Annotated in this window: 21 protein-coding genes; 20 read left to right on the top strand and 1 reads right to left on the bottom strand. The window is 38.8% G+C overall.

All coding sequences use genetic code 11. The features are described from left to right. Positions 1 to 67: 67 nt before the first annotated feature. From HMPREF2984_RS04640 to dnaJ, 5 genes are all read left to right on the top strand, one after another. On the top strand, positions 68 to 391 hold the full coding sequence (locus HMPREF2984_RS04640; RefSeq protein WP_049534470.1) for a PadR family transcriptional regulator: 324 nt from the start codon (positions 68 to 70) through the stop codon (positions 389 to 391). A 285-nt stretch (positions 392 to 676) separates the two neighbouring features. Beyond that, a complete protein-coding gene (hrcA, locus tag HMPREF2984_RS04635) occupies positions 677 to 1711 on the top strand; it encodes a heat-inducible transcriptional repressor HrcA (protein ID WP_003039553.1) in 1035 nt (344 codons plus the stop codon). A gap of 60 nt (positions 1712 to 1771) precedes the next feature. Then, complete coding sequence (grpE, locus tag HMPREF2984_RS04630; protein ID WP_004224126.1) at positions 1772 to 2302, top strand: nucleotide exchange factor GrpE; 531 nt, start codon at positions 1772 to 1774, stop codon at positions 2300 to 2302. A 212-nt stretch (positions 2303 to 2514) separates the two neighbouring features. Beyond that, entirely contained in the window at positions 2515 to 4347 is a 1833-nt protein-coding gene (dnaK, locus tag HMPREF2984_RS04625) for a molecular chaperone DnaK (protein ID WP_070670623.1), read from the top strand. 475 nt (positions 4348 to 4822) lie between these two features. Further along, positions 4823 to 5959, top strand: a complete 1137-nt coding sequence (gene dnaJ / locus HMPREF2984_RS04620) for a molecular chaperone DnaJ (RefSeq protein ID WP_070670622.1) — start codon at positions 4823 to 4825, stop codon at positions 5957 to 5959. A 61-nt stretch (positions 5960 to 6020) separates the two neighbouring features. Here the strand turns inward: dnaJ and HMPREF2984_RS04615 are convergent, their stop codons facing one another. Next, entirely contained in the window at positions 6021 to 6494 is a 474-nt protein-coding gene (locus tag HMPREF2984_RS04615; RefSeq protein WP_049493440.1) for an NUDIX hydrolase, read from the bottom strand. A 123-nt stretch (positions 6495 to 6617) separates the two neighbouring features. Between HMPREF2984_RS04615 and truA the strand changes: the two genes are divergently transcribed. The 15 genes from truA (at position 6618) to HMPREF2984_RS04540 (ending at position 24213) form a co-directional block, all read left to right on the top strand. After that, complete coding sequence (gene truA, locus HMPREF2984_RS04610; protein WP_070670620.1) at positions 6618 to 7367, top strand: tRNA pseudouridine(38-40) synthase TruA; 750 nt, start codon at positions 6618 to 6620, stop codon at positions 7365 to 7367. Further along, positions 7357 to 8130, top strand: coding sequence for a bifunctional hydroxymethylpyrimidine kinase/phosphomethylpyrimidine kinase (locus tag HMPREF2984_RS04605; protein ID WP_070670618.1), 774 nt, complete (start codon positions 7357 to 7359; stop codon positions 8128 to 8130). Before truA ends, HMPREF2984_RS04605 begins: the two co-directional genes overlap by 11 nt. Next, a complete protein-coding gene (locus HMPREF2984_RS04600; protein ID WP_070670616.1) occupies positions 8108 to 8575 on the top strand; it encodes an ECF transporter S component in 468 nt (155 codons plus the stop codon). Before HMPREF2984_RS04605 ends, HMPREF2984_RS04600 begins: the two co-directional genes overlap by 23 nt. 97 nt (positions 8576 to 8672) lie before the next feature. Then, positions 8673 to 9236 (top strand): TIGR01440 family protein, encoded by a 564-nt coding sequence (locus HMPREF2984_RS04595; RefSeq protein WP_070670614.1) that lies wholly within the window; start codon positions 8673 to 8675, stop codon positions 9234 to 9236. Between the two features lie 120 nt (positions 9237 to 9356). Further along, complete coding sequence (gene tig, locus HMPREF2984_RS04590) at positions 9357 to 10640, top strand: trigger factor (protein ID WP_070670611.1); 1284 nt, start codon at positions 9357 to 9359, stop codon at positions 10638 to 10640. Positions 10641 to 10877: 237 nt separating this feature from the next. Continuing rightward, positions 10878 to 11465 (top strand): DNA-directed RNA polymerase subunit delta, encoded by a 588-nt coding sequence (gene rpoE, locus HMPREF2984_RS04585; RefSeq protein ID WP_022525152.1) that lies wholly within the window; start codon positions 10878 to 10880, stop codon positions 11463 to 11465. Between the two features lie 182 nt (positions 11466 to 11647). Further along, positions 11648 to 13258, top strand: a complete 1611-nt coding sequence (locus HMPREF2984_RS04580) for a CTP synthase (RefSeq protein WP_070670609.1) — start codon at positions 11648 to 11650, stop codon at positions 13256 to 13258. 162 nt (positions 13259 to 13420) lie between these two features. Then, positions 13421 to 14107, top strand: coding sequence for a B3/B4 domain-containing protein (locus tag HMPREF2984_RS04575; protein ID WP_059221464.1), 687 nt, complete (start codon positions 13421 to 13423; stop codon positions 14105 to 14107). A gap of 164 nt (positions 14108 to 14271) precedes the next feature. Continuing rightward, positions 14272 to 16248 (top strand): peptide ABC transporter substrate-binding protein, encoded by a 1977-nt coding sequence (locus tag HMPREF2984_RS04570; protein WP_070670607.1) that lies wholly within the window; start codon positions 14272 to 14274, stop codon positions 16246 to 16248. 197 nt (positions 16249 to 16445) lie between these two features. After that, the gene (locus HMPREF2984_RS04565) at positions 16446 to 18425 is read left to right on the top strand and encodes a peptide ABC transporter substrate-binding protein (RefSeq protein WP_070670605.1); all 1980 of its coding nucleotides are present in this window, start codon (positions 16446 to 16448) and stop codon (positions 18423 to 18425) included. Between the two features lie 376 nt (positions 18426 to 18801). After that, complete coding sequence (locus HMPREF2984_RS04560) at positions 18802 to 20298, top strand: ABC transporter permease (RefSeq protein ID WP_049534436.1); 1497 nt, start codon at positions 18802 to 18804, stop codon at positions 20296 to 20298. After that, positions 20298 to 21224 carry an oligopeptide ABC transporter permease OppC gene (oppC, locus tag HMPREF2984_RS04555; RefSeq protein WP_003026180.1) on the top strand — a complete coding sequence of 309 codons (927 nt, stop codon included), beginning with the start codon at positions 20298 to 20300 and terminating at the stop codon, positions 21222 to 21224. Before HMPREF2984_RS04560 ends, oppC begins: the two co-directional genes overlap by 1 nt. 8 nt (positions 21225 to 21232) lie before the next feature. Then, positions 21233 to 22300, top strand: a complete 1068-nt coding sequence (locus tag HMPREF2984_RS04550; protein WP_003039437.1) for an ABC transporter ATP-binding protein — start codon at positions 21233 to 21235, stop codon at positions 22298 to 22300. Between the two features lie 10 nt (positions 22301 to 22310). Then, positions 22311 to 23234, top strand: a complete 924-nt coding sequence (locus HMPREF2984_RS04545) for an ATP-binding cassette domain-containing protein (RefSeq protein ID WP_003026175.1) — start codon at positions 22311 to 22313, stop codon at positions 23232 to 23234. A 142-nt stretch (positions 23235 to 23376) separates the two neighbouring features. Further along, positions 23377 to 24213 carry a Cof-type HAD-IIB family hydrolase gene (locus tag HMPREF2984_RS04540; RefSeq protein ID WP_003039829.1) on the top strand — a complete coding sequence of 279 codons (837 nt, stop codon included), beginning with the start codon at positions 23377 to 23379 and terminating at the stop codon, positions 24211 to 24213. Positions 24214 to 24253: the final 40 nt, after the last annotated feature.

The following is a 24253-nucleotide window of genomic DNA, read 5'->3' as shown; positions in this document are numbered from 1 at the left end:
AGTTTTTTTGTTGCACTATATTTTACAATTTATCTATTGCTAAAAAATACTTGACAAGTATATCGAGGTGAATAGTATGGATGATAAATTAAGACGGATTTATGTTCCCATGACAGAGACGGGATTTTATATCTTATTTTGCTTGCAAAAAGAAAGTCATGGTTATAACATTACACAGAAAGTAAAAGAACTGACAAAAGGGCAGGTTGTAATTAGTCCGGGAACTATGTATGGAACTTTGTCTAAAATGGAGAAAGATGGTTTGATTGTATTTTCTCACGAAGAGGAGAAACGTAAAATTTATCAGATTACAGAAATAGGACGAGAGATTTTGGAAATAGAACTGAAACGAATTGAGCGACTCTATCAAAATAGCAAGGAGGATGTATAATGGAAAAGAAAATTTTTTAGGCTGGCTAACAAATGTCATACTTCTGTTGTTGCCGATTTTAGCGGTTGCGGAATTATTCTTTTATATGTGGCTTGTGAAAAAGAAGAAAACTAGGTCCTCAGACTGATTTTTAGCACTCTTTTTAAAAGAGTGCTAATTTTTTGAGTTTTTGTCTTGACTTTAAAAATGAACTGTGTATAATAGAATCATAAGTTAGCACTCGGGTGTTTAGAGTGCTAAAAAGAAAATCTCATATTCCAGCTGAAAGCTGAAAGGGGTGATGTTATGGTAACGGAACGTCAGAATGAGATTTTAAACTTGATCATTGACATCTTTACAAAGACCCATGAGCCAGTCGGATCCAAAGCCCTACAAGAATCAATCCAGTCTAGCAGCGCGACGATTCGTAATGATATGGCTGTTCTTGAAAAGCAGGGGCTTTTGGAAAAAGCGCACACATCAAGTGGACGTAAGCCTAGTGTTGCAGGTTTTCAATACTTTGTCAAACATTCACTTTCCTTTGATCGTCTCGCTGAAAATGAACTCTATGAAGTAATCAAGGCATTTGACCGTGAATTCTTCAAACTAGAGGATGTTCTTCAACAGGCAGCAGACGTTCTTTCAATGCTAAGTGGATGTACGGTGGTAGCACTTGATGTAGAACCGAGTCAACAACGCTTGACAGCTTTTGACATTGTGATTCTCAGCCAGCATACAGCTTTAGCAGTCTTTACTTTGGATGAATCCAATACGATTACCAGCCAGTTCATGATTCCCCGTAATTTCTTGCGAGGTGATTTGATTCAGCTGAAAGAATTGATACAAGAGCGTTTCTTAGGACAGACAGTTCTGGATATTCACTATAAGATTCGGACAGAGATTCCACAAATTATTCAGCGTTATTTTACAACGACCGATAATGTTATGGATCTTTTCGAGCATATCTTTAGTGATATTTTCAAAGAAAATGTCATTGTATCTGGTAAGGTGAAGTTGCTAAATTTTTCAAATCTAAAGAGTTATCAATTCTTTGACCAACCGCAAAAAGTGGCTTTTGAAATTCGAGATAGTTTAGCTGAAGATCAAATGCAGACGGTGCGCGTGGCGGATAGCAGAGAAAGTAGTCTGGCGAATTTGACGCTCATCTCTAGCAAATTTCTCATTCCTTACCGGGGATTTGGCATGCTAGCGGTCATTGGACCAGTCAATTTAGATTATCAGCGAGTTGTCAGTCAACTCAATGTTGTCAATCGCGTTTTAACGATGAAGCTCACAGATTTTTATAGATATCTGAGTAGCAATCATTATGAAGTGCATTAAGGCGACAAAGCTGATAGCTATAGATAGAAAAATAATCAAAAGATCATAAGGAGGTGCCTAGTGGCAGAAGAAAAACAGCAAGAAGAAGTAAAAAAAGAGGACGTTTCAGTAGAAGAAACGTCTGAAGAAACAACAGAGGTAGCTCCTGAGAAGTCTGAATTGGACTTGGCGAATGAGCGCGCAGACGAATTTGAAAACAAATATCTTCGTGCAGCTGCTGAAATGCAAAATATTCAGCGCCGAGCAAATGAAGAACGTCAACAATTGCAGAAATATCGTAGCCAAGACTTAGGGAAAGCAATCCTTCCTTCGCTGGACAACTTAGAACGTGCCTTGGCAGTTGAAGGATTGACTGATGATGTCCGAAAAGGGCTAGAAATGGTACAGGAAAGTTTGATTGCCGCTCTTAAAGATGAAGGAATTGAAGAGGTTCCGATAGACGGTGAGTTTGATCACAACTTCCATATGGCTATTCAGACGGTGCCGGCAGATGATGATCACCCAGCTGGAAGCATCGCACAAGTCTTCCAAAAGGGCTATAAACTCCATGAACGTCTCCTAAGACCAGCTATGGTAGTAGTAGCAGAATAAAAAATCTCGTCCGAAACGACGGTAAACTATGAAGAAAGAAAATATATTTTCGCTCTGCTAAACCGTGAGCGAAGCGAACAATTAGCGACACTCTTCACCGTGGTGCTCTCTGCGCAAACTTTAATAAAGAGATTGACTTAATCAAGCTCTGATGACGCCGCCACTTAAGAAGAGTATCAAAAAAGAAATTCTAAAATAAAGAGGGAAAAATAATGAGTAAAATTATTGGTATTGACTTAGGTACAACAAATTCAGCGGTTGCAGTTCTTGAAGGAACTGAAAGCAAAATTATCGCAAATCCAGAAGGTAACCGTACAACACCGTCAGTTGTGTCTTTCAAAAACGGTGAAATCATCGTTGGTGACGCAGCAAAACGTCAAGCGGTGACAAATCCTGATACGATTATCTCCATTAAATCAAAAATGGGAACTTCTGAAAAAGTTTCAGCAAATGGGAAAGAGTATACTCCACAAGAAATCTCAGCTATGATTCTTCAATATTTGAAAGGCTATGCTGAAGATTACCTTGGTGAAAAAGTAACCAAAGCAGTTATCACAGTTCCTGCTTACTTCAACGATGCCCAACGTCAAGCAACTAAAGATGCTGGTAAAATTGCTGGTCTTGAAGTAGAACGGATTGTCAACGAACCAACAGCAGCAGCCCTTGCTTATGGTTTGGACAAGACAGATAAAGAAGAAAAAATCCTTGTATTTGACCTTGGTGGTGGTACATTTGACGTGTCAATCCTTGAATTAGGCGATGGTGTCTTTGATGTGCTAGCAACTGCAGGGGACAATAAACTCGGTGGTGATGACTTTGACCAAAAGATTATCGACTATATGGTAGCAGAGTTCAAGAAAGAAAACGGTATTGATTTGTCAACTGATAAGATGGCTCTTCAACGTTTGAAGGATGCAGCTGAAAAAGCTAAGAAAGACCTTTCAGGTGTGACTTCTACGCAAATCAGCTTGCCGTTTATCACAGCTGGTGACGCTGGACCTCTCCACTTGGAAATGACTCTGACTCGTGCAAAATTTGACGATTTAACGCATGACCTTGTGGATCGCACAAAAGAACCTGTTCGTCGTGCATTGTCTGACGCTGGTCTTAGCTTGTCAGAAATTGATGAAGTTATTCTTGTTGGTGGTTCAACACGTATCCCTGCCGTTGTGGAAGCAGTAAAAGCTGAAACTGGTAAAGAGCCAAACAAATCTGTAAACCCTGACGAAGTGGTTGCTATGGGTGCTGCTATCCAAGGTGGTGTGATTACTGGTGATGTTAAAGACGTCGTTCTTCTTGACGTAACACCGTTGTCACTTGGTATCGAAACTATGGGTGGTGTATTTACAAAACTTATTGACCGCAACACGACTATCCCAACTTCTAAGTCACAAGTCTTCTCTACAGCAGCAGATAATCAGCCAGCCGTTGATATCCATGTTCTTCAAGGGGAACGCCCAATGGCAGCAGACAACAAGACACTTGGACGTTTCCAATTGACTGACATTCCTGCTGCTCCTCGTGGTATCCCTCAAATCGAAGTAACATTTGATATTGACAAAAATGGTATCGTGTCTGTTAAGGCTAAAGACCTTGGTACGCAAAAAGAACAACATATCGTTATTCAATCGAACTCCGGTTTGACAGACGAAGAAATTGACCGCATGATGAAAGATGCAGAAGCAAACGCCGAAGCAGATAAAAAACGTAAAGAAGAAGTGGATCTCCGCAACGAAGTGGATCAAGCTATCTTTGCAACTGAAAAGACAATCAAAGAAACAGAAGGCAAAGGTTTTGATGCAGAACGTGACGCTGCTCAAGCTGCTCTTGATGAATTGAAAAAAGCCCAAGAAGATAACAACTTGGATGACATGAAAGCAAAACTTGAAGCACTCAATGAAAAAGCGCAAGCCCTCGCTGTGAAACTTTACGAACAAGCGGCTGCAGCCCAACAAGCTCAAGCAGGAGCAGAAGGTGCAAGCCAAACAAATACAGGCGACAACAAAGGCGACGATGTCGTAGACGGTGAGTTTACGGAGAAATAAGACGCCAAAGCAGATGGCTGCTCGAAGCAGCTCATCTACTAACGCTTGCCGCTATAAGGCGGTCAAGCTAGGCGGCTTACTAGCTCGAAAACAAAGAAAGAATCGTCTTTGTCTTCTCCCGTCGTAACGATGAGATGGGAGTGCCTCAGGAAAATCCTAAAACCTCCTTTGTCACATCTTGGAAAGAACGATTGCGGATTATAATTTAGTGCTTTCTCAATCTTACTTGTAGCCGATTTGTAACAGATAAATTCAGGGGTTGATAAACCAACCTCTGTTTTTGGATAAAGAGGAACTGAACCCGACATAAATATTGGTTCGTTTCGTAACAATAACAGAAAGGAATAAAAAGTGTTCGTAACTGAACACGGGCTACGGACTGTGCCAAAAAGATAGTTTTTCCTAGAATCTCTGGATTCTTCGTCAAAACTCCTATTTTGGCTGTGCCCGCTTAACGCCCTTTGTATCTTATATTATGAACAATACAGAATTTTACGACCGTTTAGGCGTTTCTAAAAATGCATCTCAGGATGAGATTAAGAAAGCCTATCGGAAATTATCAAAAAAATATCATCCAGACATCAATAAAGAACCGGATGCTGAAGAGAAATACAAAGAAGTCCAAGAAGCTTATGAAACCTTGAGTGATGAGCAAAAACGTGCAGCCTATGACCAATATGGCGCTGCGGGTGCTAATGGCGGTTTTGGCGGCGGAGCTGGCGGTTTTGGTGGCTTTGACGGTTCTAGCTTTGGAGGCTTTGAAGATATTTTTTCTAGCTTCTTTGGTGGGGGTGGTGCAAGTCGCAATCCCAACGCACCTCGTCAAGGAGATGATCTGCAATATCGAGTCAACCTTAAGTTTGAAGAAGCGATTTTTGGCACAGATAAAGAAATTAAATACAATCGTGAGGCAACTTGTCATACTTGTCATGGTTCTGGTGCGAAACCAGGAACCAGTCCAGTCACTTGTAGCCGCTGTCATGGAGCAGGCGTGATCAATGTGGATACGCAAACCCCACTTGGAATGATGCGTCGTCAAGTCACTTGTGATGTCTGCCATGGGCGCGGACAAGAAATCAAAGACCCTTGCCAAACTTGCCATGGAACAGGACATGAAAAACAAGCCCATAGTGTTCATGTTAAAATTCCAGCAGGTGTTGAAACTGGTCAACAAGTTCGCTTATCTGGGCAAGGTGAAGCTGGTTTCAATGGTGGACCTTATGGTGATTTGTATGTCGTCGTTCAGGTGGAATCAAGTGACAAGTTTGAACGGGATGGATCAACCATTTATTATAAGCTCAATCTCAATTTCGTTCAAGCAGCTTTAGGTGACAGCGTGGAAATACCAACCGTTCACGGTGATGTGGAATTAACCATTCCAGAAGGAACACAAACAGGCAAACGATTCCGTCTTCGTGGAAAAGGAGCGCCAAGCCTTCGTGGTGGTAGCATGGGAGACCAATATGTCACGGTCAACGTTGTGACACCGACAGGACTCAATGACAAACAAAAAGCAGCGCTGAAAGAGTTTGCAGAAGCTGGCGATATTAAAGTCAATCCAAAGAAAAAAGGCTTCTTTGATAAAATGAAAGATGCCTTTGAAGGAGAATAAAGAAGCGGGAGTGAGACTACGAATTAAAAATCTCAATTTTTAGTTCAGTCCTATTCCCGTTTTATTCTTCTTCATTTTTGGTGATGATATGCTGTATTCCCATATCTAATCCTTTTAAAATCTGTGGAATGAAGGTTGGAAATACCCTGTGTTTTTCTAATTCTTGAATAGGAATCCAGTGAACTGTTTCGTCCTCTATTTGACCTTGGAATTGTTTTCCTTTTGGTTTCATAAGATAGTATAGGCAAATTTCATGGCAATCTAACCCTCTTAAGACACCGTTTGAATTTGAAAAGAAATTTTCGTGAAAGCAGACCAAGCGGTCAATTTCATATTGCTGTCCAGTTTCTTCTATAACCTCTCGAAGAACAGCTTCTTCGGTTGTTTCGCCAAATTGAACAGCTCCACCAACGGAGTAATGATAGTCTTCGGAAGGACTGCTCATGAAGCAAATAGCTCCCTCTTCAATAATGATAGCGGCTGCTCGATAGCGAAAGCGTTGATGCCCGTTTGTGTAACTAATATCTTCTGCCATTCAGCTCCTCCTTACCTAATTAAGTGTATAGTCTTTTGTCAGTCTTGTCAAGTCCAATCTGTACCCAGACAGTTTTGCTTTTACAGTCTTGCGAGGGGCTTTTTTTCTTGTTACAATAAACACATGACACGATATAAAGCGATTATTTCTTATGACGGTCATGATTTTGCTGGTTTTCAGCGGCAACCTCATGCTCGCAGCGTTCAAGAAGAGATTGAAAAGACTTTAACCAAAATCAATAGTGGAGCATCGGTCGTAATCCATGGTGCAGGACGTACAGACAGCGGTGTTCATGCGCTAGGACAAGTTATTCATTTTGATTTGCCGCAAAAAAGAGATGAAGAAAAGCTGCGCTTTGCACTTGATACGCAAACACCAGAGGACATTGATTTTATCAGTGTAGAAGAGGTGAATGATAATTTTCATTCTAGGTATTGCAAACATAGCAAGACATATGAATTTATAGTGGATATTGGGCGCCCTAAAAATCCTATAATGCGCCATTATGCAACGCATTATCCCTATCTGCTTGATCTGAGTTTGATTGAAGCAGCTATTGCAAAGTTAGAAGGGACCCACGATTTTACAGGTTTCACAGCTTCAGGGACTAGTGTGGAAAATAAAGTTCGGACGATTACAGAAGCACGCTTAGACTTTGATGAGAAACGCAACTTTCTGATTTTTACTTTTTCCGGCAATGGATTTTTATATAAGCAAATCCGCAATATGGTCGGAACATTGCTGAAGATCGGCAACGGTCGAATGCCAGTTGAGCAGATTGATAGAATTTTAACAGAGAAAGATCGTCATTTGGCTGGACCGACTGCAGCGCCAAACGGACTTTATCTAAAGGAGATACGATATGAAGAATAACTTTATTTTAGCTATATCAGGGAATGATATTTTTAGTGGCGGCGGACTGCATGCTGATTTAGCGACTTACACGGTCAACCGACTACATGGTTTTGTGTCAGTGACTTGCTTGACCGCCATGACGGAGCAAGGTTTTGAGATTATTCCTGTAGATACGACCGTCTTTTCTCAGCAGCTCAACTCTCTCAAGAATGTGCCTTTTTCAGCTATTAAATTGGGGCTTTTGCCCAATGTAGAAGTGGCAGATTTGGCTTTGGATTTTGTGAAAGCTCATGCAGAGACTCCTGTTGTGTTAGACCCTGTCTTAGTTTGCAAGGAAACTCATGATGTTGAGGTTTCAGCGCTTCGAGATGAGCTCATCAAGTTTTTTCCTTATACAGATATTATCACGCCCAATTTACCAGAAGCTGAACTCTTGGTTCAAAAAGAGTTACGAACATTGGAGGATGTAAAAGAAGCGGCTAAACTTCTTCATTCCTTGGGTGCTAAATCCGTTGTTATCAAAGGAGGAAATCGCTTAGATGCTCAAAAAGCAATAGATGTTTATTATGACGGAGAGCAATTTAAAATTTTGGAATCGCCTGTTTTAGACAAAAATAATACCGGAGCGGGTTGCACCTTTGCTTCCAGCATTGCCAGTCAGCTATTACTAGGAAAATCAACTTTTGAAGCGGTTCAAAATTCAAAAAAATTTGTTTATCAAGCTATCCAACATTCAGATCAATATGGAGTTGTTCAATATGAAAAAGAATCAGACGCATAAACTTGTCCTTTTGTCTATGATTGCTGCTTTGACAGTTGTTTTGGGATATTATTTAAAAATTCCAACACCAACGGGGATTTTAACGTTCCTTGATGCAGGAATTTTCTTTACCGCCTTTTATTTTGGCAGAAAAGAAGGAGCAATTGTTGGTGGTTTAGCCGGATTTCTTATTGATTTGATTTCGGGTTATCCGCAGTGGATGTTTTTTAGTCTAATTTTTCATGGTCTACAAGGCTATTTTGCGGGTTTTAAAGGGAAAAGTCGTTATCTTGGTTTAGTATTGGCGACGCTTGTTATGGTAGGGGGGTATGCTGTTGCTTCCACGATCATGCATGGTTGGGGAGCAGCTTTTCCAGAAATATTTCCTAACTTCTGTCAAAATACTTTAGGAATGATTGTTGGGGTAATCTTGAATAAACTGTTGGTGGATGTTTTGAAAAAATAAAGTAAATAAGGGGCGTTGTGCCCTTTTTACTTTTAAGAATTTCAGTTTGTAAAAGCAATAAAAATCATTTATAATACAATTAAAACGAGGTGAAATCATGAATTTACAAAAACTTAGAGAACAAACACAAACAATTTTAGCAGATGTTTTAGAAAAATCAGTTCTTTCTGCTGGTGATATTTTTGTGCTTGGACTTTCTTCCAGTGAGGTGATTGGAGGGCATATTGGAAAAAATTCCAGCCAAGAAGTGGGAGAAGTCATTGTCAAAACCATATTGGATATGTTATCCGAGCGTGGTCTTTACTTAGCTGTTCAAGGCTGCGAACATGTTAATCGAGCCTTGGTTGTGGAGCGAGAGTTGGCTCAAAAACGAAATCTAGAAATTGTCAATGTCTTGCCCACTCTGCATGCCGGTGGAAGCGGGCAGTTAGCTGCTTTTAAATATATGAACGATCCAGTTGAGGTGGAATTTATCACGGCTCAAGCGGGGCTAGATATCGGAGATACGGCGATTGGTATGCATGTTAAACACGTTCAAATCCCAGTTCGACCAATTTTGAGAGAACTCGGAGAAGCGCATGTGACTGCGCTTGCTAGCCGCCCTAAGCTAATCGGTGGAGCGCGAGCTGCTTACCAAAAGGATAAAATTCGGAAAGCATAAAGAGCAAAATCAGCAAATGGACGGAAAAATCGTTAAATTTTTCATTAGAAAATTTGTGAAATAACGTGTATTTATGGTATAATTGATTGTATTCAATAAATTTTAAGGAGAAATGACAGAATGTCTGTATCATTTGAAAGCAAAGAAACAAATCGCGGAGTTTTGACATTTACAATCAGTCAAGAACAAATCAAGCCAGAATTGGATCGCGTGTTTAACTCAGTTAAGAAAACTCTGAATGTACCAGGTTTCCGTAAAGGTCATCTTCCTCGTCCGGTGTTTAACCAAAAATTTGGGGAAGAAGCTCTTTACCAAGACACCCTGAACGCCCTTCTCCCAGCTGCTTATGAAGCTGCAGTTAAAGAAGCAGAAATTGAAGTTGTTGCCCAACCACAATTTGACGTGGCTTCTATGGAAAAAGGTCAAGATTGGACCATTACCGCTGAAGTGGTTACAAAACCTGAAGTAAAATTAGGTGAGTATAAAAACTTAGAAGTATCTGTTGATGTCTCTAAAGAAGTATCTGATGCAGATGTAGATGCAAAAATTGAACGCGAACGCAATAATTTAGCAGAGCTTGTATTGAAAGAAGACAAGGCTGCTAATGGCGACACAGTTGTGATTGATTTTGTTGGAACAGTTGACGGCGTTGAATTTGACGGCGGTAAAGGAGATAACTTCTCACTTGAACTCGGAAGCGGTCAATTCATTCCAGGTTTTGAGGATCAATTGGTTGGACATGCTGCTGGCGAAACAGTAGAAGTAAACGTGACATTCCCAGAAGACTATCAAGCAACAGACCTTGCAGGTAAAGATGCTAAGTTTGTTACAACCATTCATGAAGTCAAAGAAAAAGAAGTTCCAGAACTAGATGATGAACTAGCGAAAGACATTGACGAAGATGTTGAAACACTTGACGAATTAAAAGAAAAATACCGCAAAGAATTAGCTGAATCAAAAGAAATTGCTTTTGATGACGCAGTTGAATCTGCAGCACTTGATCTTGCAGTAGAAAATGCAGAAATCGTTGAGTTGCCAGAAGAAATGGTTCACGAAGAAGTTCATCGCTCTGTGAATGAATTCCTTGGAAACATGCAACGTCAAGGTATTTCACCAGATATGTATTTCCAAATCACTGGTACAACGCAAGAAGACCTTCACAAGCAACATGAAGCTGATGCTGAAAAACGTACTAAAACCAACCTTGTGATTGAAGCTGTTGCGAAAGCAGAAGGATTTGAAGCAAGTGATGAAGACATTGAAGCAGAAATTGCTTCACTTGCCGCTGATTACAATATGGAAGTAGAACGCGTTCGTCAACTTCTTTCAGCAGATATGTTGAAACATGATATTGTGATTAAAAAAGCCGTTGAATTGATTACAAGTACTGCAAAAGTAAAATAATCGAGCGATAACATAAGGCAAGTTCAGTCAGAGAATTGGCTGAATTGCCTTTTTGCTTCTTTTTTTATAAAAGCGGAAGTCATTTTGGTAAAAATGGTGATTTTCTTGAATAGAGGATAAAATTCTTTTGACGAAAGAAGATTTTTATCGTACAATAAAAAGTAGCGAAAAATTCAATAAATTAAATATTTGAGAGCCAACAGGGCAGAAGCCCTCAGACTTAAAAGGAGATTGACTTTGGAATTAGAAGTATTTGCTGGACAAGAAAAAAGTGAACTTTCTATGATTGAAGTAGCGCGTGCTATCTTAGAAACACGTGGTCGCAATCATGAAATGTATTTTAATGATCTTGTCAATGAAATTCAAAATTACCTTGAAAAATCAAATAGTGATATTCGTGAAGCCTTGCCGCTTTTTTATACAGAGCTAAATGTAGACGGCAGTTTCATTCCTCTTGGAGATAACAAATGGGGCTTGCGTTCATGGTATGCGATTGACGAGGTGGATGAAGAAATTATCACACTTGAAGAAGACGATGAAGAAACTCCGAAGAAACGGAAGAAGAAACGTGTGAACGCCTTTATGGACGGTGATGAAAATGCTATTGATTACAGTGATGATGATCCAGAGGATGAAGACTCATACGAAGCTGATCCTGCTCTAAGTTACGACGAGGACAATCTGGACGACGAGAAGAGTGAAGTTGAAGCGTATGATGCTGAAATCAATGAAATCGCACCTGATGATTTAGGTGAAGAAGTCGAACTCAATGAAGAGGACGAAGATTATTCTGACGATGAAGTAGATGGAGAAGATGAAGAATAGTCAAATTTAATGATGTATTCTTATTTTCTCATTTGACAAAAGTTTTATTCTGCGATATTATAATATCGGGCACTTCTTTTAAGAAGTCGAAGCTCCCTAGCTCTAGGGAGCTATTTTTGTTTTGCTATTCATGAACACGTCTTAAAAAGCAATGGACGTTGTATTTTAGATAAGGAGTATTTATGGCAACAAAATATATTTTTGTTACAGGTGGTGTAGTTAGTTCGATCGGTAAAGGGATTGTGGCAGCAAGTCTTGGTCGTCTCTTGAAAAACCGTGGCCTTAAGGTGACTATTCAAAAGTTTGACCCATATATCAATATTGACCCAGGAACGATGAGTCCTTACCAACACGGGGAAGTGTTTGTGACGGACGACGGTGCAGAGACAGACTTGGATCTGGGGCACTATGAACGCTTTATTGATATTAACCTAAATAAATATTCAAATGTCACAACAGGTAAGATTTATAGTGAAGTTCTTCGAAAAGAGCGTAAAGGTGAGTACCTTGGAGCAACAGTTCAAGTCATTCCACACATTACAGATGCTTTAAAAGAAAAGATTAAGCGTGCTGCAACGACAACCGATTCGGATGTGATTATCACAGAAGTGGGAGGAACTGTTGGAGATATTGAAAGCTTGCCATTCTTAGAAGCGCTTCGTCAAATGAAGGCAGATGTCGGTGCAGATAATGTAATGTATATTCACACGACCTTGCTTCCTTATCTGAAAGCTGCTGGGGAAATGAAAACGAAGCCCACTCAGCATTCTGTAAAAGAATTGCGTGGTCTGGGTATTCAACCGAATATGCTGGTCATTCGCACTGAAAAGCCAGCAGGTCAAAATATTAAAAATAAATTGGCGCAATTTTGTGACGTAGCACCAGAAGCAGTGATTGAGTCGCTAGATGTGGAACATTTGTATCAAATTCCGCTGAATTTGCAAGCACAAAACATGGACCAAATCGTTTGTGATCACTTGAAGTTGGACGTGCCAGAAGCAGATATGACAGATTGGTCTGCTATGGTTGATAAAGTCATGAACTTGAAGAAACAAGTGAAAATTGCGCTTGTTGGGAAATATGTGGAGTTGCCAGATGCGTATATCTCTGTTGTAGAAGCTCTCAAGCACTCTGGTTATGCCAATGATGCAGAAATCAAGCTGAATTGGGTCAATGCGAATGATGTCACAACGGAAAATGTCGCCGAATTGTTGAAAGATGCAGACGGTATTATTGTGCCAGGTGGATTTGGTCATCGCGGAACCGAAGGAAAGATTGCGACCATTCAATATGCTCGTGAAAATGATGTGCCAATGCTTGGAATTTGCCTTGGTATGCAGTTGACTTGTGTTGAGTTTGCTCGCCATGTGTTAGGATTTGAAGATGCTAATTCTTCAGAATTAAATCCTGATACGAAGCACCCTGTTATTGATTTGATGCGTGATCAGATTGATGTGGAAGATATGGGAGGGACACTTCGCTTAGGACTGTATCCGTCTAAACTAAAACGTGGATCCAAAGCAGCTGCAGCTTATGATAATCAAGAGGTTGTTCAGCGTCGCCACCGCCACCGTTACGAATTTAACAATGAATTCCGTCAACAATTTGAAGATGCTGGTTTTGTATTCTCAGGAGTTTCACCTGATAATCGTCTGGTGGAAATTGTTGAAATGCCAGAAAATAAATTCTTTGTGGCTTGTCAATACCACCCAGAATTATCTAGCCGTCCTAATCGTCCAGAAGGACTTTATACCGCTTTTGTCACAGCAGCAGTTGAAAATAGTGAGAAATAAGATTGGAAGCAATTCCAGTCTTTTTAGCATTTCTCATAGGAGAAAAATTTGTCAATATGAATGAAAGACAGCATTTTAAAACTAAAGTAAGAAATTTTCTCCTAAAAATGATACAATTTGAATAGTTGATGAGCTCAATAAATAATAAAACGGAGGTGGATCATGATGAAGTTTATACTGAATGAAAGTCTCGCAATGCTTGGGATTAAAAATGTGGTTATTGGCATCGCTAAAAATGTAGATCCACGTGCACCTTTACCTGCTTCATTTTTGAAAAAGCAAAAAGAGATGGAAAAGTGGGCATTGAATTGCGATATTGATGAGGTGTCTGATACTCCAGTCATTCAAGGCTACAAGGATTTATTGCAAAGTGTCGGACGTAGTGTCAAGAAGAATCCTCCTACCGTTTTGGCGCTTATTCGGAATATTCGACATCGTGGATCCATCCCGAATATTAATAGTATTATTGATATTTATAATGTTGAATCTTTACATTCTTTATTAGCCATTGGTGGGCATGATTTGGATAAAATAGCGGGGCAAATTGAATTTACGGTTAGTCAAAAAGAAGATGTGTTTCTACCGATTTTATCTACGGAAAAACACGTTTCACAGACTGATTATGTTTATCGTGATCAAAAAGGAATTTTAGCATGGCTAGATGTTCGTGACGGAGAAAACTATAAATTTGATGACGAGACAAAGAATGCTATTTTTATCATTCAAGGAAATGCTCATACATCTGTTGAAATGCGTTTAGAAGCACTGAAGCGCATTGAGAACAATTTAGCAGAATGTATGCCGAATCTGGATTTTGAAACGTATGTCATTCACCCAGAGGGGAAATAACCTAAAAAGCAATGTATCCATCAATAGGATACGAGAAGTGAGTCCGTTGTTTGAAAGCATTTGGAATACAATCACATTTTTTAGTAAAAGATTTGTTTGAAAATTCTTTACTTTTTATGAAGATATAGTATAATTAGAATATATCATACTTTTCGGAGGTAACTATGAAAAAAAGTAAAATCATCGCAGTTGCGGGGCTAGCTCTTTTAACGTCTGGTCTTTTAGCTGCTTGCTCGGGTTCGAAATCGAGCTCAGCTGAAACAAAATTTGGTTATGTGTATTCTAGTGATCCAGAAACTTTGGATTATGTAACATCAGGAAAAGCAACCACTAGCGATCTTGTGACAAATGGAGTTGACGGATTGTTAGAAAATGACAAATATGGAAATCTTGTACCATCAATGGCTAAGTCATGGACTGTATCAAAAGATGGTTTAACCTATACTTATAAACTTCGTAAGGGTGCCAAATGGTACACATCAGAAGGGGAAGAATACGCAGAAGTTAAAGCGCAAGACTTTGTAACTGGTTTGAAACATGCTGCCGATAAAAAATCTGAGGCGCTTTATTTGGTTCAAAACTCAATTAAAGGTTTAGATGCTTACGTGAATGGTCAAACAAAAGACTTTTCAACGGTAGGTGTGAAAGCAGTTGATGATTATACTGTTCAGTATACATTGAACAAGCCAGAACCATATTGGAATTCTAAGACAACCTCTGCCATTATGTGGCCAATCAATGCCGAATTTTTGAAATCTAAAGGAAATAAATTTGGCCAATCAACAGACCCTAACTCAATCCTTTATAATGGACCATTCTTGATGAAAGCTATCACAGCAAAATCTGCGGTAGAATATGTTAAAAACAAACATTATTGGGATAAAGATAAAGTAAATGTTGATAGCATCAAGTTGGCTTATTATGATGGTCAAGACCAAGATTCATTAGCACGTAACTTTAAAGATGGTGCTTATACGTATGCACGTCTCTTCCCAGCAAGTTCAAACTTTTCAACTTTTGAAAAGGACTTCAAAGACAATATCTATACATCAGAAGCTGGTGCAGGAACAGCAGTTTTAGGACTTAATATTGACCGTCAAACGTACAACCACACTGCTAAAAAAACAGATGAAGAAAAAAATTCAACGAAAAAAGCATTGTTGAATAAAGACTTCCGTCAAGCGCTGAACTTTGCGCTTGACCGCGACTCTTACGCTGCACAAGTCAATGGTAAAGAGGGCGCTGCTAAAGCAATCCGCAATATGTTTGTACCGTCTGACTTTGTCCAAGTTGGAGAAAAATCATTTAGCGATGTTGTAGAAGAAAAATTAGCTAGCTATGGTGATGACTGGAAGGGTGTCAAATTAGCAGATTCACAAAACGGTTTGTACAATCCAGACAAAGCAAAAGCGAAATTTGCAAAAGCAAAAGAAGCATTGCAAGCTCAAGGTGTGCAATTCCCAATCCACATAGATGTTCCTGTAATTGAAACTTCTAAAAACTTTGTTGCTCGTATGCAATCTATGAAACAATCTATTGAAAAAGTGCTTGGCAAAGAAAATGTTGTCATGGACTTGAATATGATGTCAGAAGATGATGTAATGAACATCACTTATTATGCTCCGAATGCAGCTAGCGAAGATTGGGATCTCTCAGGTATCGTTGGTTGGACTCCTGACTATCAAGACCCATCTACTTATCTTGACATTTTGAAATCAACATCTTCTGATAATACGAAAACTTGGTTTGGATTTGACTCTGGTAGTGAAAATGCTGGTGCTAAAGCAGTTGGCTTGGACGAATATAATAAATTAGTCGATGAAGCAGGTGCAGAAACAACAGACATTGCAAAACGTTATGAAAAATATGCAGCAGCACAAGCTTGGTTAACAGACAGTTCACTTGTCTTACCAACAATGGCTTCAACAGGTGCCGGAACTTTTGTGTCACGCATTCAACCGTTCTCAGGTGCATTTGCGCAAACAGGTAGTAAAGGTAGCTCAACCTACTTCAAATACATTAAAGTCGGTAACGATACTGTCACTAAGAAAGACTATGAAGCAGCTAAGAAGAAATGGCAAAAAGAAAAAGCCGAGTCTAATAAAAAAGCTCAAGATGAATTAGCTGATCATGTAAAATAATACATTTATAAAAGCAGGTAAAACTCACTTAAAAGTGGGTTTCATCTGCTTTTTTCTATCTATAAAATTGTAAGATTAATATAATCCCTTTGATACTAGGTCTAAAAAAATATGTCATAAAATTTAGAAAATTCTATTTACTTTTTATATTTTGTGTGCTAGAATGTATAAAAATAATGATTTTGGGAGGAATATTCATGAAGAAAAGTAAAATCATTACCCTTGCAGCGCTAGCCTTGCTTGCAACAGGAGCTCTAGCAGCTTGTTCTAGCTCTAAAACAAGCTCGGGGAACAAAACATTCTCATATATTTATGAGCAAGATCCAGATAACCTGAACTATTTGACAACTGGGAAAGCAGCTACTGCAAATCTTACCAGTAATGTCATTGACGGACTCTTGGAAAATGACCGTTACGGAAATCTAGTTCCTTCTGTAGCGAAGGATTGGACAGTCTCCAAGGATGGCTTGACTTATACTTATACACTTCGTAAGGGTGTGAAATGGTACACATCAGAGGGTGAAGAGTATGCAGAAGTTAAGGCACAAGACTTTGTGACAGGCTTAAAATATGCTGCGGATAATAAATCTGATGCTATTTACTTGGTGCAAGATTCTGTTAAAGGCTTGGATGCTTACATGAAGGGTGAAAATAAAGATTTCTCTTCTGTCGGTATCAAAGCAGTTGATGATTACACGGTTCAATACACGCTTAATCGACCAGAAAGTTTTTGGAATTCTAAAACAACAATGGGCGTTCTAGCACCAGTTAATGCAGAATTTTTGAAATCAAAAGGCAATAAATTTGCACAAGCAACAGACCCATCTAGTCTTCTTTATAATGGTCCATACTTGCTGAAATCTATCACAGCGAAATCGTCTGTTGAATTTGCTAAAAATCCAAACTACTGGGATAAGAAGAATGTGCACATTGACAACATCAAGTTATCCTACTATGATGGTCAAGACCAAGACAAACTTGCTAAAGGATTTAGTGATGGCTCATTTACCAATGCCAAAGTATTTCCAACAAGTCCAAGTTATGCTTCTGTCAGCAAGAAATACAAAAACAACATCGTTTATACTCCGCAAGATGCAACGACTTACCTAGTAGCTACAAACATTGACCGTCAATCTTACAAACATACTTCAAAGACAACAGATGCTCAAAAGACTTCTACTAAGAAAGCTTTGCTAAATAAAGACTTCCGTCAAGCGATTACCTTTGCATTTGACCGCACAGCTTATGCATCACAGGTGAATGGTAAAGACGGTGCGACGAAGATGCTCCGTAATCTCTTTGTACCACCAACATTTGTTCAAACAGATGACAAGAGCTTTGGAGAATTGGTCAAAGAAAAATTGATTGGCTACGATGAAAGTTGGAAAGATGTCAACTTAAATGATGCGCAAGATGGGCTTTATAATCCAACTAAAGCTAAAGAAAAATTAGCGAAAGCGAAAGCAGCACTTCAAGCAGATGGCGTTCAATTCCCAATCCACATTGATATGCCAGTTGACCAAACAGCAACTAATAAAGTTCAACGTGTACAATCATTGAAACAATCTATTGAAAAAAATCTTGGGAAAGAAAATGTTGTGATTGATATTCAACAAATGTCTAAAGACGATGTGAATAATATCACTTACTTTGCCGAATCTGCAGCGGCAGAAGATTGGGATCTTTCTGATAATGTTGGTTGGAGCCCAGATTTTCAAGACCCATCTACCTATCTTGATGTTATCAAGCCTTCAAGCGGTGAAAGCACTAAGACTTATCTAGGATTTGATGCAGGCACGAACAACGCTGCTGCAGCACAAGTTGGTATGAACGAATATGAAAAGTTGTTGAATGAGGCTGAAAAAGAAACCAACAATACGAATGCACGTTATGAAAAATATGCTGCAGCCCAAGCTTGGTTGACTGATAATGCTTTGGTTATTCCGACAACAACCTTGACTGGTCGTCCAATTCTTTCTCGTACAGTACCATTTAGCAATCCATTTGCTTGGTCAGGAAACAAAGGGAATAGTGAAATCATTCTATATAAATATCTTGAACTCCAAGATGAGCCTGTGACTCAAAATCAATACAAGAAAGCAATGGAAAAATGGAATAAAAAGCGCACAGAATCTAATAAAAAGGCTCAAGAAGAACTTGCAGATCATGTTAAATAATTGAAAAAAATTAGATAAAATTTAACAGAAAAACAAAAAAAGTTCAATTATGATAAAAATATTCTGACAATTGATTTTACAATTAACCAGAATTGTGATATAATTTTAAACAATCAGTTTAAAAATTGAAGGTATTCTAAAATTGAAAATAGGTATTTGTCGTGACGCGTGGCATTTCTCTATCAGTTCCTTCGGTCTTGGCTGACAGGTTATGTTTAATAACTTAACCATAGTTATTAAAGTGGAATATCTGATGTGACTCATGCTGAATCATTAAAATACAAAAAGAATTAGCAGATCATGTAAAATAAACTTCTCATCAGAACTTTCTCTAACAGGAGGGAAAGTTCTTTTGGGATTTTAAAGGAAACGGTAAATGAAGAAATATATTTTTATGCGTATCTTACGCTCTTTAGTATCTATTTTCATGGTAACAACGCTGACTTACACCATTATCTATACCATGGTGCCTAGGAAGTTGATTTTCAAACAGGACCCAAACTATAACAAAATAGCGACAACTCCTGATAAAAAAGCCAATTACGAAAATACGATTTTTGAGCGTATGGGTTACATTGACTACTATGATACGAAGGAATTGCAAGAAAAAGCTAGTAAAGAGAATTCCTCTGTAACAGTAGAACCTACTAATGCAAATAAAAAAATCTATGAAGCTTACATCAAAAAGCTGGGACGCGGTTGGAAATTGCAGCAATTTAAAGAAAGCAAGCAATTTTATGCAACTCGTGAAGTTCCAGTCTATGAACGCGTTCTTGGTTTCTATGGTAATTTGATTCAAATTGACCATACAGGTGCTGTGAAAGATGCTTCTAATCCGAATTTGAAGCGTTATATTCGCATTGAAAATGATCCTGCTATTGGTTGGTCTGTTGTTGGTTCTGGAACGAAACATAAATATTTATTGTACTTCAATAGTCGGTTTCCATTTATCCACCAAAATTTTGTGAGATTAAATCTGGGAATCTCCTATCCAACCTATGCAAATCTCCCTGTCCTACAAGTTATTTCACAAGGGCAAGGTCAAACGCAGACTTCAGAAGTTCAATTTCCAACAGGAAAGAAAACATCATCTGTTAATATTTATACACGTACATATAAGTCTCCAAAACAAGCCGATGCACGCGATGTTGCTAATTACGGAAAAGATGATCCTTATACGGCGACAGAGAGCAATTATCAATATCCATCTATGATTGTGAGCTCTTCTATTGTTGGGTTGATTGGTTTGGCCTTGTCATACTTAATCGCCGTTCCACTTGGATCTTATATGGCTCGTTTTAAGAATACATTGTTTGATAGTATTTCAACCGGTGCTTTGACTTTCTTAATGTCACTGCCGACTATTGCCTTGGTTTATATCATTCGGTTGATTGGCTCAGCAATTGGCTTGCCTGATTCATTCCCTATTTTGGGAGCAGGTGATTGGCGCTCTTATGTGCTGCCGGCAGTTATTCTTGGGCTCTTGAGTGCACCTTGGACAGCAGTGTGGATTCGTCGTTATATGATTGACTTGCAATCACAAGATTTTGTTCGTTTTGCACGTGCAAAAGGTCTTTCTGAAAAAGAAATTTCAAATAAACATATTTTCAAAAATGCCATGGTGCCACTTGTATCCAGCATTCCAAACTCAGTTATTGGGGTTATTACAGGTGCAACTTTGACTGAAACAGTCTTCGCTTTCCCTGGTATGGGTAAGATGTTGATTGACTCTGTTAAAGCTTCAAATAACTCTATGGTCGTTGGTCTTGTCTTTATCTTTACATGTCTTTCTATCTTCGCTCTTCTATTGGGTGATATTCTGATGACAGTACTTGACCCACGTATTAAATTAACATCAAAAGGAGGTAAATAATGGCTACAATTGATAAGACTAAGTTCCAATTTGTCAAACGCGATGATTTTGCCTCTGAAACGATTGATGCTCCAGCCTATTCTTACTGGAAATCAGTTATGCGTCAGTTCCTAAAAAAGAAATCAACAGTTATCATGTTGGGAATTTTGGTCGCTATTATTTTGATGAGTTTCATTTATCCGATTTTCTCAGATTTTGACTTTAACGATGTCAGCAAGGTGAATGATTTCGGTGCGCGTTATATTAAACCAAATGGTCAATATTGGTTTGGTACAGATAGCAACGGGAAATCCCTTTTTGACGGAGTATGGTTTGGAGCTCGTAACTCTATCCTCATTTCCGTCATTGCAACTGTGATTAACTTAGTTATTGGTATTGTGATTGGTGGTATCTGGGGAATTTCCAAAACCGTTGACCGTATCATGATGGAAGTGTACAATATCATTTCTAACATCCCATCTCTCTTGATTGTCATTGTCTTGACTTATTCAATTGGTGCTGGTTTCTGGAACTTGATTTTTGCTATGACCATCACAGGTTGGGTTGGGATTGCTTATACGATTCGTATCCAAATCATGCGTTATCGCGACTTGGAATATAACCTTGCCAGCCGAACTTTGGGTACGCCAACACTGAAAATCATTGTAAAAAATATCATGCCACAATTGGTTTCTGTTATTGTGACCACGGCTTCACAACTGCTGCCAAGTTTCATTTCTTATGAAGCATTTCTATCGTTCTTTGGTTTGGGGCTTCCTGTCACAGTACCAAGTTTGGGACGGTTAATTTCAGATTATTCACAAAACGTGACAACAAATGCGTATCTTTTCTGGATTCCATTGACAACCTTGATTTTGGTTTCCCTCTCATTATTCGTTGTCGGTCAAAACTTAGCGGATGCTAGTGATCCACGTACACATAGATAGGAGTAAATATGACACAAGAAAAAAATGTAATATTGACTGCTCGCGATATTGTCGTGGAATTTGACGTTCGTGATAAGGTCTTAACAGCTATTCGTGGTGTTTCGCTTGACCTCATTGAAGGTGAAGTTCTTGCACTTGTAGGGGAATCTGGTTCTGGTAAGTCTGTTTTAACAAAGACATTTACAGGAATGTTAGAAGAAAATGGTCGAGTTGCTCAAGGAACGATTGATTATCGGGGGCAAGATTTGACAAAATTGAAGTCAAATAAAGATTGGGAACCTATACGTGGTGTTAAAATTGCGACAATCTTCCAAGATCCGATGACAAGTTTGGATCCTATTAACACAATCGGTAGCCAAATTACAGAAGTGATTATCAAGCATCAAAAGAAAACGCCTAAAGAAGCGAAAGAAATGGCTGTTGACTATATGAATAAGGTCGGCATTCCTGATGCTGAAAAGCGCTTTTATGAATACCCATTTCAATATTCAGGAGGAATGCGTCAACGGATTGTTATCGCTATTGCGCTTGCTTGTCGACCTGATATCCTTATCTGTGATGAACCAACGACAGCGCTTGACGTTACGATTCAAGCACAAATCATTGATTTGTTGAAATCTTTGCAACACGAATATGAATTCACAACTATTTTTATCACCCACGACCTGGGAGTGGTAGCAAGTATTGCCGATAAGGTTGCGGTTATGTATGCTGGTGAAATCGTTGAATACGGAACAGTAGAAGAAGTTTTTTACGACCCACGCCACCCCTATACTTGGAGTTTGTTATCTAGTCTACCTCAGTTGGCAGATGACAAGGGTGAGTTGTATTCAATTCCTGGAACGCCGCCATCTCTTTATTCACATTTGCAAGGAGATGCATTTGCCTTGCGTTCGGATTATGCTATGGAAATTGACTTTGAAGAGAAGCCACCTCAAATCTATGTAACGGATACCCATTGGGCAAAAACATGGTTGTTACATGAGAATGCTCCAAAAGTGAATAAGCCAGCTGTTATTGATGATTTACACGAAAAAATTAGCTCAAAAATGGGCTTTGCCCATTTAGACGCCTAGGAGGAAGGAAATGCCTGAAAAATTAGTAGAAGTTAAAGATTTGGAAATTTCCTTCGGTGAGGGAAGCAAGAAATTTGTTGCTGTTAAAAATGCTAATTTCTTTATCAATAAAGGAGAAACGTTTTCACTTGTAGGAGAATCTGGTTCTGGTAAAACAACAATTGGTCGTGCGATTATTGGTTTAAATGATACGAGTCATGGAGAGATTTTCTTTGAAGGGAAAAAAATTAATGGCAAAAAATCAAAAGAAGAAGAGTCAGAAATCATTCGTAAAATTCAAATGATTTTCCAAGACCCTGCTGCTAGTTTGAATGAACGTGCGACAGTTGATTATATCATTTCGGAAGGCTTGTATAATTTCCACTTATTTAAAGATGAAGAAGAACGCAAGAAAAAAGTGAAAGATATTATTCATGAAGTTGGATTGTTATCAGAGCATTTAACGCGTTACCCGCATGAATTTTCTGGTGGTCAACGTCAGCGGATTGGGATTGCCCGTGCGCTTGTTATGGAACCAGATTTTGTCATTGCCGATGAGCCGATTTCAGCTTTGGACGTGTCTGTGCGGGCACAAGTTTTAAACCTACTGAAAAAATTCCAAAAAGAATTAGGTTTGACTTATCTCTTTATTGCTCACGATTTATCGGTTGTACGCTTCATTTCAGATCGTATTGCGGTTATTTATAAGGGTGTGATTGTCGAAGTAGCTGAAACAGAAGAACTCTTTAACAATCCAATTCATCCTTATACTCAGTCTTTATTGTCAGCTGTGCCAATTCCAGATCCAATATTGGAGCGGAAGAAAGTGTTGAAAGTCTATGATGCTAATCAGCATGATTATTCAACGGATAAGCCAGAAATGGTCGAAATTCGTCCTGGACACTTTGTGTGGGCTAATAAAGCAGAAGTTGAAAAATATAAAAAAGAATTATAACATCATTCTTTGACTTTGAGAGAATTTTAAAAATCACTTTAGAGGTTATCTAGAGTGATTTTTGAATTCATGTTATCTTTTTCTGGACGATTCTATTTTAAACTGTACTATACTAGATATGATAGAAAAGAGGAGTAATGGAATGTATCAATTGATTGCGTTTGATATGGATGGAACACTTTTGACTAGTAAAAAAACGATTGCCAAAAGCAGCGTTGAAGCGATTGGGAGAGCTCAAGATGCTGGTAAACAAGTTGTACTTTCAACAGGACGCTCTTTGTCAGAACTGCTTCCTTATGGAGATGATTTGCGCGGGATTCGCTATGCTATTCTTGCAAGTGGTGCATTGATTTATGATTTGGAGGCTAAATGCGTTTTAGCTAAGCAAACCTTGCCTGCTATAGCAGTGGATAAGGTGAAGGCGATAGCAGAAGCTCAAGATTTGATGCTGGTTTGTATGATTGACGGACAAGGCTATCTTCAAAAATCACATTTTGAGAATATTGCTAACTATTATATGGAAATTTATACTGAACTTTATGATAAAACAGCTATCTTGGTGGATAACATTTACGATTTGTTAGCTAAGGAGAGAGAGCATTTTGACAAAATCAATATTTATCACTTTACGGCAAGGGATCGAGATCAATCGTATGAAACTTTATTGTCTGAAAAGATAACGATGATAAAAGCTGAAGTAAGTGGTCTTGAACTAACAGCGCAAGGAGTTGAAAAGGGGCAGGGTTTAGCTCACCTTGCTCAAAAATTAAATCTTCCTATGGAGCAAATCATTGCTGTTGGGGATGCTGACAATGATGAAAGCATGATTCGCGAAGCAGGTTTTGGTGTTGCTATGGGAAATGCCAATGAGACTATCAAAAATTTAGCAGATATTGTTGTGGCAGACAACGACCACGGTGGCTGTGCGCAGGCTATTGATGATGTGCTTCTGGCAGAAAAATATAAAGACAACGAATAGACACTAAAACCCACTTAAGTATTGAGAAATCTTAAGTGGG

The sequence above is a fragment of the Streptococcus sp. HMSC066E07 genome (assembly GCF_001814695.1).
In the GTDB taxonomy this organism is placed as follows: domain Bacteria; phylum Bacillota; class Bacilli; order Lactobacillales; family Streptococcaceae; genus Streptococcus; species Streptococcus hominis.
This window is presented reverse-complemented; position numbering and strand designations above follow the sequence as displayed.

What these genes read in the sequence shown, in the direction of transcription:
- HMPREF2984_RS04595 (WP_070670614.1), top strand. Translation starts at nt 8,673, where the DNA reads ATGAATTTACAAAAACTTAGAGAACAAACACAAACAATTTTAGCAGAT.
- HMPREF2984_RS04565 (WP_070670605.1), top strand. Translation starts at nt 16,446, where the DNA reads ATGAAGAAAAGTAAAATCATTACCCTTGCAGCGCTAGCCTTGCTTGCA.
- dnaK (WP_070670623.1), top strand. Translation starts at nt 2,515, where the DNA reads ATGAGTAAAATTATTGGTATTGACTTAGGTACAACAAATTCAGCGGTT.
- truA (WP_070670620.1), top strand. Translation starts at nt 6,618, where the DNA reads ATGACACGATATAAAGCGATTATTTCTTATGACGGTCATGATTTTGCT.
- HMPREF2984_RS04540 (WP_003039829.1), top strand. Translation starts at nt 23,377, where the DNA reads ATGTATCAATTGATTGCGTTTGATATGGATGGAACACTTTTGACTAGT.
- hrcA (WP_003039553.1), top strand. Translation starts at nt 677, where the DNA reads ATGGTAACGGAACGTCAGAATGAGATTTTAAACTTGATCATTGACATC.
- HMPREF2984_RS04570 (WP_070670607.1), top strand. Translation starts at nt 14,272, where the DNA reads ATGAAAAAAAGTAAAATCATCGCAGTTGCGGGGCTAGCTCTTTTAACG.
- oppC (WP_003026180.1), top strand. Translation starts at nt 20,298, where the DNA reads ATGGCTACAATTGATAAGACTAAGTTCCAATTTGTCAAACGCGATGAT.
- HMPREF2984_RS04550 (WP_003039437.1), top strand. Translation starts at nt 21,233, where the DNA reads ATGACACAAGAAAAAAATGTAATATTGACTGCTCGCGATATTGTCGTG.
- HMPREF2984_RS04545 (WP_003026175.1), top strand. Translation starts at nt 22,311, where the DNA reads ATGCCTGAAAAATTAGTAGAAGTTAAAGATTTGGAAATTTCCTTCGGT.
- HMPREF2984_RS04605 (WP_070670618.1), top strand. Translation starts at nt 7,357, where the DNA reads ATGAAGAATAACTTTATTTTAGCTATATCAGGGAATGATATTTTTAGT.
- dnaJ (WP_070670622.1), top strand. Translation starts at nt 4,823, where the DNA reads ATGAACAATACAGAATTTTACGACCGTTTAGGCGTTTCTAAAAATGCA.
- HMPREF2984_RS04575 (WP_059221464.1), top strand. Translation starts at nt 13,421, where the DNA reads ATGATGAAGTTTATACTGAATGAAAGTCTCGCAATGCTTGGGATTAAA.
- HMPREF2984_RS04600 (WP_070670616.1), top strand. Translation starts at nt 8,108, where the DNA reads ATGAAAAAGAATCAGACGCATAAACTTGTCCTTTTGTCTATGATTGCT.
- HMPREF2984_RS04615 (WP_049493440.1), bottom strand. Translation starts at nt 6,494, where the DNA reads ATGGCAGAAGATATTAGTTACACAAACGGGCATCAACGCTTTCGCTAT.
- HMPREF2984_RS04580 (WP_070670609.1), top strand. Translation starts at nt 11,648, where the DNA reads ATGGCAACAAAATATATTTTTGTTACAGGTGGTGTAGTTAGTTCGATC.
- HMPREF2984_RS04560 (WP_049534436.1), top strand. Translation starts at nt 18,802, where the DNA reads ATGAAGAAATATATTTTTATGCGTATCTTACGCTCTTTAGTATCTATT.
- tig (WP_070670611.1), top strand. Translation starts at nt 9,357, where the DNA reads ATGTCTGTATCATTTGAAAGCAAAGAAACAAATCGCGGAGTTTTGACA.